Genomic DNA, 9,024 nt, shown 5'->3' with positions numbered 1-9,024 from the left:
ACTTCCATGTGGTCCACAACACAGCTGGTCGGAGAGGGTTCCGGCGGCGCGACGACCTCGTTTGATTTGAGGCCCGGGTGTCAGTAGTCTCGACTGGTCATCCAGGTAGCGGATTTGCGCGGCGATTCTTCGTGTTCGCCGAGTCATCACCGACACCAGTTCGGCACCGCCCTGGACCAACTGACCAACGACAACATGTGGGTCACGCACGGGTAACCGGCGTGCTCACAGGGAGCATTAGGAGTCACCGTGGCCAAGGGCAAGCGTACTTTCCAGCCGAACAACCGTCGTCGCGCGCGCGTGCACGGCTTCCGTCTGCGTATGCGGACCCGCGCCGGCCGTGCGATCGTCAGCAGCCGTCGTACCAAGGGCCGCTCGAAGCTCACCGCCTGATCGTCGGCTCCTCACCGGATCCTCGACGGATCCGGTTGGCTGATCGATGACTGCGGTTACTCATCGGATCTCACGTGGATCCGACTTCTCTCGCACTCTCAAGTCGGGTGCGCGGGTGAACTCGCGTGACTTCGCCGTACACGTGGCGGCAGTCGGTACCCAATGGCCGGATGCGCGAGGCCTCCGTCGCGATGTAGCGATGGTCGGCGGACCCTGGCTCGGGCTGGTCGTGAGCAAGTCCGTGGGCAATGCGGTCACCCGTCATGCGGTCGCGCGTCGTCTTCGGGCGGCGTTCGCCGAGACCCGGCATCTGTGCCCGCGGGATGAGACCTACGTGGTCATCCGCGCCCGCGCGAGCGCCGCGGACAAGTCGAGTGACGACCTCGCCGGTCAACTCCGCTCGGCGTTCACCAGTCGCCGGATCACCGACCTCTCCCAGAGAACGCCCCTATCCGAACGCGGGGTGGATGCGCCGCGATGACCGATGCCGAGCTGAACGACGTGTCGGTGGATGACTCCGCCGGCAGGTCCTCGTCGGCGCCGCACAGTCGGCCGGCGTCAGACTCGGCCGCTCGACCCGGCGTCGTGGCCCGGCTGCTCGGAGGGGCCACGCTGCTCGAATGGGCCAAGCTCCTCCCCCGCCGCACCGTCATCTTTCTCATCGAGCTCTACCGCACCTGGGTGTCGCCGCTGCGGCTTCCGACATGCCGGTTCGAACCGACCTGCTCGGGATACGCGGTCGAGGCACTCGACCGGCACGGATTCGTCTACGGCTCGTTCCTGGCGATCGTCCGCCTCCTCAAGTGCGGACCCTGGCACAAGCCCGGATACGACCCGGTACCCGACCGAGGCCTGCGCGAGTTGGCCGGGGATCTGTGGCGTGGACTGCGTTCCGGCAGCACCGGCGGATCCGTCGGGACAGCCGATGCCGTCGAGACAGCCGGGGCGGGGAGCGCCTGCGATGACCATCGACTTCGGAACCATCAGCACGCGTCCTCCGGGACGCGTGCCCTGTGAGTACAACAAGTGAGGGGTAACTGACCCGTGCTCGACTTCATCTACTACCCGGTTTCCGGGATCATGTGGGTCTGGCATTGGCTGTTCAGCCATGTCACGCCCGACACCCCGGGCGGCAACGGTATCGCCTGGGCGCTGTCGGTGGTGTTCCTCGTGTTCACCCTGCGCGCGATTCTCTACAAGCCCTTCGTGAAGCAGATCCGCACCACGAAGAAGATGCAGGAGATCAACCCGCAGCTCCAGGCGATTCGCAAGAAGTACGCCAAGGACCGGGTCAAGATGACCGAGGAGATGCAGAAGCTCCAGAAGGAGCACGGGTTCAACCCGATGCTCGGCTGTCTGCCGATGCTTCTCCAGATCCCCGTGTTCATCGGTCTGTTCCACGTGCTGCGTTCGTTCAACCGCATGGGCACCGGCATGGGCCAGCTCGGCATGAGTGCCGCCGAGACCCGGTCGCAGGGCAACTACGTCTTCAGCGCCGAGCAGGTGCAGAACTTCCTCGACGCCCGTCTGTTCGGTGTGCCGTTGTCGTCGTACCTCGTCGAGCCGGCCACCGAGTTCCAGGCATTCGTCGAGCCCGGCTCCCCCATCGACTTCACGCGCCCTCAGATCGCCTTCGTCGTCGTCCCGATGATGATCGTCGCGTCGATCGCGACCCATATGAACTCGCGCGCCTCGGTGGCCCGCCAGCCGGAGGCGGCGCTCGAGAATCCGCAGACCCGGATGATGAACAACCTCGCGCTGTACATCTTCCCCGTCGGCATCCTCGTCACCGGTCCGTTCTTCCCCGTCGCGATCCTTCTGTACTGGATGAGCAACAACATCTGGACGTACGGTCAGCAGCACATCGTCTTCGGACACATCGCCAAGGAAGAAGAAGAGGCGAAGCTCCTCAAGCAGGAGAAGCTCAAGGCGAACGCCCCCAAGCCTGGTGTACGTCCGGATCGCAAGAAGCGCGGCGCCCCCGCGGTTCAGTCGCCCGAGTCAGAGGTCAAGGGTGTGTCGACGGCCAAGGGTGTGTCGATGACCAAGGCCGACAAGTCCGACCCGGCCGCGACGACAGATGGCGCGTCCGACGCACCCGCGGACGCGGAGTCGACTACTGCATCTGCCGCTGCCGAGAGCGGCCCGGGCACCAAGCCCAAGGCGGGCCAGAAGCCGACCCGCCCGGCCCCGGGCCCGGGTACCAAGAAGCAGAACCACAATCGTGGCGGGCAGTCGTCGACGGCCAAGCGGGGCAACAAACGTGGCGGCAAACGATGACCGCGCAGAACTTGTTCGAGAAGCACACAGTTAGGTGAATGAGATGACAGCAGAGACTGCAACTCAAACCGGTACGGAATCCGAGGTGCCGGCCGAGGCCGCCGCCGAAACCCAGCCCGAGACCGCCACCGAGGCTGCCGAGGGGACCGACGCCACCGGCGTCGAGAACCCGGTCGCGGGTGCGGATGCCGACGCCGATGATTCGGTCGAGGACGCGTCCGACGATCAAGAGGACGACGCCGAGGACGACGCCGAAGACGAGGACGACGACGCCGACGCCGAGGACGAAGACGCCGACGATGAGGATGACGAGGATCGTCTCGTCGAAGAGGGTGAGATCGCGGGCGACTACCTCGAGCAGCTTCTCGACGTCCTCGACTTCGACGGCGACATCGACCTCGACGTGGACGGCGACCGCGCAATCGTCAGCATCGACGGCGGCGACGATCTCACCAAGCTCGTCGGACGCAAGGGCGAGATCCTCGACGCACTGCAGGAACTGACCCGACTCGCCGTCCAGCAGGCGACCGGTGAACGCAGCCGGCTCATGCTGGACATCGCTCGGTGGCGAGCCGATCGCCGGGACCGCTTGGCCCGTCTGGGTCGCGAGGTAGCCGAACGCGTCTTGTCGTCAGGTGAGCGCGAGGCTCTGGATCCGATGACGCCGTTCGAGCGCAAGATCGTCCACGATGCCGTCGCAGGCGTCGACGGTGTAGTCAGTGAAAGCGAGGGCGTCGAGCCCAAGCGCCGCGTGGTCGTCCTTCCCGGATAGCAACCACCGGACTCCCCCACTGGAGACGCCACTCAGGCCCCGACCATCGGTCGGGGCCTGAGTGCTTTTCGGATGTTCTCCCTCAGTGGGGTCGGCGGCAGTGGGGTCGGCGGCAGTGAGGCCAGCGCGGTCACCTGGCCGCGACATCAAGGTGGTCGGGCTAATCACATCGGTGTTGTTTCACGTGAAACGTCGTCAACGGGATGCCGTGGTGCGGCCTTGTGGAACGTCGGTGGTGTGCCCGTCTGTGGGTTCGGCCGGAGCCCGGCGACGCAGGTCTGCCCGGACCTCCACGATGGGCCGGCACTCCCACTCCTACGAACGACTCGTCGCTGCGAACCCACGATTTCTCACGACCTCGAGCGCCGGGTTGTTGCGTTCGCGCGACACCGCTACGGCGACGGGGGCTCCCAGCTCGAATGCGGCCGCCATCGACGGCCCACGCTGAAGCCGTCGGCACTGTGGCACCCCGGGCTCCCGGCCCACCGTGATGTCGAGTCGCCCGCCGGTCGCGCGGATCGTCCTGAGGGTGAGGTCGACGTCGTCGCGGACCAGGTGCGCCTACGCGACCTTCCCTGCGGGCGATCCTGTGCTCGGCGCTGGAACCCGACTGGGTGCGTCCCCATGTGTCGGCGACTGCGCGCGACGCACTGCCGCCGAAGACGCCTCGTGCCATCCGCGTAGACGCATGGCGCCTGGCGACCGCAGGACAGCCTGCGGCACTGACGATCCGCCCGGGCGGCATTTCGGGCGAACCTGCCGACGACGCCGACCTGCACAGCCCGGAACGTCAGAACACCCCGCGCGTTGCGAAGTTGGCCGACTCGATCCCGCAGTGACTTTGGTCGACAACCTCGACCTGTTCCGTGGCCTCATCGAGAACTACGCCGGGACACCGACGTGGCAGTGGCCGACTCGCTGCGGCGCCGGCGCTGGAGACCCGCGACGGCGGATTCCTGACGACCCCGGCTCCCCCGCGCACGGACCGAGCGCCCCGAGCGGGAGCGCGCTCCGGCGACGTTCGGGTGGGAACATCTGGACGGACCGGATCGATGCGGGGGCAAGCAGGAGGTGTCCCCAGGCGCCGTCGTCGGGCGATAGCGAACGAGAGAGTCGTTTCCCGCGGCGACTTCGGCACCATCAGCATCCCCGTCAAGCATCGGCTTCGTCGAACAGTCCGATGATCGAGACAACGAGAGTCCGTCCGGTCTCCGCCACACGATGATCGGCAGGATCCCCACAGACACGGCACACGGCACAGACACCACCAGGACGCCGGTGATGCTCCAGGGGACGGTGTGTGGCTCGGGCCTGTTCCGTCGTGCATGGACGGCGGGGTCGTGTCTGAGTAGGGGCGACTATCTCATCGCTCGGTGTTGTCGCTCGGTGTCGAGATCCGGGGCAGTCATTCTCGCGCCTGGTTTCCCGGGAAGCGGACGCCGGCCACTGGGAGCAATCGCCTACCTACTCCGTCTGATCGGTCGCCCGATCCTGAGAGCATTGTCGCCTCTGGTACCGGCCCTTTGTAGCGGTGCAGATGGGCGGACCGTCGGCAACCCCGGACCAGAACGCAGCGAGCTTGTGGGTCTCGGCGAAATACCGGGGCCTGGGACGGCGTCGGGTTTGGTCAGCTCCGTGCTCTGGGGCATGCTCCCGGCGGTACGCGGTCGGCACGCGTCAAGGGCTTCCGGTGGGGTGCTCCCAGCGAGGGCGTGCTCCCCTCCCCCGACGCGGTTGTCGTCGCGCGGATTCGTCTGCGGTCTGTGGCTGTTCCCGGTCGCAGTCTGCCGTCTTGTGGTCACCCCTCTCGATGGGCGGCGGACCGCGGTGCGATCGCGGCCATAGTTGGTGACGACGAGTTGGTGAGGATTGGATTCTCGGTGGTGCGGCGACGAGCGCTCGCCTCGCACCGTGTTGCTGAGCAGACCGGCGTCGACGACATGAGGTTGCTGAGCTGAGCTGTGTCGGGGAACTGAGAGGCCGATCATTGTGGACGGTCCCGGGACCGTGGTGCGGCGCCCACGCCTGAATTACATCCCTGTTGTTTCACGTGAAACATCACGCCTGTTCGATGAGCCCGCCCATCCTCCGCCTTGGCGTCGGTGGTGCGCCCTGCTCACGTCGCGGCGGCGGGTTGCGGAGATTGGTCCGTCCGCGACCCACACGTCCGGAAACTGGTGTCCGGGGTTCGGTGTGCATGAAGTGCCATCGCGCCGCGCACTCGCCACTCAAGCATGGTCCCGCCCATGGCCGAAGAATCGTCACAGGACGTATTGATTGGCCACCACTGTTTCACGTGAAACAGCGGAAAGGACCAAATGTGTGGTGCGAAGTTGCCCGGTGATCCCGATGTAGATGGACTTGTCAGAGCTCTCGGTTTCACGTGAAACACTATGGAGTAAGTCCACTCGAAATGGAGGCGTAGTGCCGTCAGACTCAGACCCGACAGACTCAGACCCGACAGACCAACCCGATCTGGAAGCGTTGTCGAAACCCCCAGCCGCCGCACGCGAGATCTTCGGGGAGCGGCAGGAGCTCGCGGTGCGTTTCTGGCAGATCTTGGCGACCGACGGAATTGATCACGGACTCATGGGTCCTCGAGAGGTGCCGCGCCTGTGGGACCGTCACATCCTGAACTGTGCGGTGATCGGCGAATTGATCGATGAAGAGGCGAACGTCATCGACATCGGTAGCGGCGCCGGCCTGCCCGGTGTGCCACTCGCGGTTGCGCGACCCGATCTGTCCATCACCCTCATCGAACCGCTGTTGCGCCGAAGTTCGTTCTTGGAGCGCGCGGTGGAAACCCTGGCCCTGGACAATGTGACGGTGGTTCGTGGACGCGCCGAGGAAAAGGTGGTGCGGGCGCAGGTGCCGCTGGCCGATGTGGTGACCTCTCGGGCGGTCGCTCCCTTGGAACGCCTGTCGAAATGGTCCGCTCCCCTGATCCGCGACGGTGGCCGGATGATCGCAATCAAAGGATCGTCTGCGGCGGAAGAGATCGAGCGCGATCGAGCGCTGGTCGGTCGGACCGGTATCAGTGGCCTGACTGTGGCTGTGTGTGGCGAGCAATCCCTGGAGACACCGACAACGGTCGTTGTGGGTACCAAGGCCGAGCGCTCCCGGGGCAGCCGCTCCGGTCGGCGCTGAGGAGGAGATCGAATTGGTGTGGAGTCCGCGGAGAGCGCAGAATAGAAAGCGTTCCGTCAGCACTCACGACGATGCTGCAATCGATGCATCTGCATCCGCAGGGTCTGGGACAACCGTCCCCGACTCGCATACTTCGAACGCCTATCAGGTCGGTCAAAGGAGTCCACGCGTGGTCGATCAGGACCCCAACGTTTCACGTGAAACATCAACCGGGCGGAGGCGCTCCGCGGCAGCTGCCGCACCGCTCGCCGACACGCCGATCGCCATGGCGGCTGAACGGGCCAGTCAGGTGCTGACTCCCGGCGGCGCCGGACAGCTCCCCCGGCCTCCCCACACCCGAATCATGACAGTCGCCAACCAGAAGGGCGGAGTGGGTAAGACGACCACCGCCGTCAACCTGGCCGCGGGGCTGGCTCTCCGAGGCCTCCGTGTGCTCGTCGTGGACCTCGACCCTCAGGGCAACGCAAGTACCGCTCTGGGCATCGATCACCGCGCCGAGGACATCGCGTCGGTGTACGAACTACTCCTCGGCGAGGTCACTCTGAGAGAGGCGATTCAGGAGTCACCGAGCCAGCAGGGATTGTTCTGCGTACCGGCGACTCTCGATCTGGCCGGCGCCGAGATCGAACTCGTATCGCTTGTGGCGCGCGAGAACCGCCTTCGTAACGCACTGTCCGACGAAGTGCTCAGTGAATATCAGATCGATTACGTGTTCATCGACTGCCCTCCGTCACTCGGACTGCTGACCGTCAACGCGATGGTCGCGGCCCGCGAGGTGTTGATCCCGATCCAGTGCGAGTACTACGCGCTCGAGGGTGTCGGTCAGTTGCTGCGCAACATCGAACTCGTGCAGGCGCACCTGAACCGCGATCTCCATGTTTCGACAATCGTCCTGACGATGTACGACGGCCGCACCAAGCTGGCCGACCAGGTGGCCGAGGAAGTACGCCGCCACTTCGGGGACAAGGTGCTGAGCACGATCATCCCCCGCAGCGTGAAGGTGTCCGAAGCGCCCGGTTATGGCATGACGATCATCGAATACGATCCCGGCTCGCGCGGGGCGATGAGCTACATGGATGCAGCGCGCGAAGTCGCGCTGCGCGGTGTGGAAGGCTCCCAAGCGTGAGTGGCCACACCGATTCACGTGAACCGGTCACGACGGGTCGTGATGGACCCCGGCCCACCACCGGGGTTCGCGGATTCCACCGGGGTGGGACGATTGCGGGTCGCGTGTCGACCGAAGTGAACCGGACAACTGCGTTTCGACCGGAGGTAGAAGGATGAGTCAGCGCGATACCGCACAACGACGCGGCGGACTCGGCCGGGGCCTGGCCGCGCTCATACCGACAGGACCCACCGAGGACCAGAGCAGTACGCCGCGCCTCGGAAATGCGGCCGCTGATGTCGTCCTCGGCAAGGGTCCCTCCTCCCCCGCCGGCGCATCTCAGAAGGCGGAGTCGACGGCGGAGAGCACCGTCGAAGGCACTGCACCGCTGAGCGCAGAAGAGGTCGGCGCGGTCTACCGGGAGCTCCCTCCGAAGCAGATCCAGCCCAATCCCAGCCAGCCCCGCACGGTGTTCGACGACGATGCGATGTCGGAACTGGTGCATTCGATCCGCGAATTCGGGCTCATGCAGCCCATCGTCGTGCGCCGACTCAAGACGCCGACGGCCGACGGGGTCGGCTACCAGATCGTCATGGGAGAGCGCCGCTGGCGTGCCAGCCAGGAGGCCGGGCTCGAGGCGATCCCTGCGATCGTCCGCGAGACGCCCGACGGCGACATGCTCCGAGATGCCCTCCTGGAGAACATCCACCGAGCGCAGCTGAATCCCCTCGAAGAGGCCGCGGCGTACCAGCAGCTCCTCGAAGAGTTCGGCGTGACACACGAAGAGCTCGCGGCTCGACTGGGCCGGTCCCGGCCGCTCATCAGCAACATGATCAGGTTGCTCAAATTGCCGATCCCGGTGCAACGACGTGTCGCTGCGGGCGTACTGTCCGCCGGCCACGCCCGCGCCTTGCTGTCACTCGAAACCGGAAGCGAGGCCCAAGAGGCACTCGCCGCACGGATCGTCGCCGAGGGTCTGTCGGTCCGGGCGACCGAGGAGGCGGTGACGCTGGCCAACCGTGGCGACGGGCCGGACCCCAAGGCGCCCGCGCAGAAGCGGCGGCCGATGCAGATGCCGGGACTGCAGGATCTCGCGGAGAGACTGTCCGACAGTCTGGACACCAGGGTTACAGTCAGTCTAGGGAAGAGAAAAGGGAAGATCGTCGTGGAGTTCGGTTCGGTCGATGACTTGGAACGCATCGTTCAGTTCATCAATCCGAACAAGTGAATTTCACCCCGAGATTCCCTGTGCCGACGATACGCGGAAGTAATGTCACTGTGACGATTGATGCGCCAGATGGGCATGTGATCAGCAGAACCTGTTGGG

9 protein-coding genes are annotated in these 9,024 nt (G+C 65.5%); all 9 read left to right on the top strand.

Annotated features, from left to right (window positions below; all coding sequences use genetic code 11):
* The first annotated feature begins 249 nt into the window (after nucleotides 1–249).
* The 9 genes from rpmH (at nucleotide 250) to H1R19_RS23050 (ending at nucleotide 8,925) form a co-directional block, all read left to right on the top strand.
* Nucleotides 250–393 carry a 50S ribosomal protein L34 gene (rpmH, locus tag H1R19_RS23090; protein WP_188330604.1) on the top strand — a complete coding sequence of 48 codons (144 nt, stop codon included), beginning with the start codon at nucleotides 250–252 and terminating at the stop codon, nucleotides 391–393.
* 46 nt (nucleotides 394–439) lie between these two features.
* Nucleotides 440–874: a ribonuclease P protein component gene (rnpA, locus tag H1R19_RS23085; RefSeq protein WP_188330603.1), complete on the top strand. Its 435-nt coding sequence runs from the start codon at nucleotides 440–442 to the stop codon at nucleotides 872–874.
* Nucleotides 871–1,410 carry a membrane protein insertion efficiency factor YidD gene (gene yidD / locus H1R19_RS23080; RefSeq protein WP_223205416.1) on the top strand — a complete coding sequence of 180 codons (540 nt, stop codon included), beginning with the start codon at nucleotides 871–873 and terminating at the stop codon, nucleotides 1,408–1,410. The genes rnpA and yidD overlap by 4 nt, the downstream gene beginning before the upstream one ends.
* A gap of 27 nt (nucleotides 1,411–1,437) precedes the next feature.
* Nucleotides 1,438–2,673: a membrane protein insertase YidC gene (gene yidC, locus H1R19_RS23075; protein ID WP_188330602.1), complete on the top strand. Its 1,236-nt coding sequence runs from the start codon at nucleotides 1,438–1,440 to the stop codon at nucleotides 2,671–2,673.
* 43 nt (nucleotides 2,674–2,716) lie between these two features.
* Nucleotides 2,717–3,445 (top strand): Jag family protein, encoded by a 729-nt coding sequence (locus H1R19_RS23070; RefSeq protein WP_188330601.1) that lies wholly within the window; start codon nucleotides 2,717–2,719, stop codon nucleotides 3,443–3,445.
* 626 nt (nucleotides 3,446–4,071) lie between these two features.
* The gene (locus H1R19_RS23065) at nucleotides 4,072–4,284 is read left to right on the top strand and encodes a hypothetical protein (RefSeq protein WP_219850269.1); all 213 of its coding nucleotides are present in this window, start codon (nucleotides 4,072–4,074) and stop codon (nucleotides 4,282–4,284) included.
* A gap of 1,585 nt (nucleotides 4,285–5,869) precedes the next feature.
* Complete coding sequence (gene rsmG / locus H1R19_RS23060) at nucleotides 5,870–6,592, top strand: 16S rRNA (guanine(527)-N(7))-methyltransferase RsmG (RefSeq protein ID WP_425323652.1); 723 nt, start codon at nucleotides 5,870–5,872, stop codon at nucleotides 6,590–6,592.
* A gap of 169 nt (nucleotides 6,593–6,761) precedes the next feature.
* The gene (locus H1R19_RS23055; protein ID WP_280527224.1) at nucleotides 6,762–7,718 is read left to right on the top strand and encodes a ParA family protein; all 957 of its coding nucleotides are present in this window, start codon (nucleotides 6,762–6,764) and stop codon (nucleotides 7,716–7,718) included.
* Nucleotides 7,719–7,872: 154 nt separating this feature from the next.
* Complete coding sequence (locus H1R19_RS23050; protein WP_188330597.1) at nucleotides 7,873–8,925, top strand: ParB/RepB/Spo0J family partition protein; 1,053 nt, start codon at nucleotides 7,873–7,875, stop codon at nucleotides 8,923–8,925.
* Nucleotides 8,926–9,024 lie beyond the last annotated feature (99 nt).

The organism is Gordonia jinghuaiqii (genome assembly GCF_014041935.1).
Classification (GTDB): domain Bacteria; phylum Actinomycetota; class Actinomycetes; order Mycobacteriales; family Mycobacteriaceae; genus Gordonia; species Gordonia jinghuaiqii.
Note: the sequence above shows the minus strand (reverse complement) of the source record. Positions and strands in the feature narration are given on the sequence as shown.

Bases quoted from the DNA above. Each gene is read 5' to 3' on its own strand.
- yidD (WP_223205416.1), top strand. From the start codon at position 871: ATGACCGATGCCGAGCTGAACGACGTGTCGGTGGATGACTCCGCCGGC.
- H1R19_RS23070 (WP_188330601.1), top strand. From the start codon at position 2,717: ATGACAGCAGAGACTGCAACTCAAACCGGTACGGAATCCGAGGTGCCG.
- H1R19_RS23050 (WP_188330597.1), top strand. From the start codon at position 7,873: ATGAGTCAGCGCGATACCGCACAACGACGCGGCGGACTCGGCCGGGGC.
- rnpA (WP_188330603.1), top strand. From the start codon at position 440: ATGACTGCGGTTACTCATCGGATCTCACGTGGATCCGACTTCTCTCGC.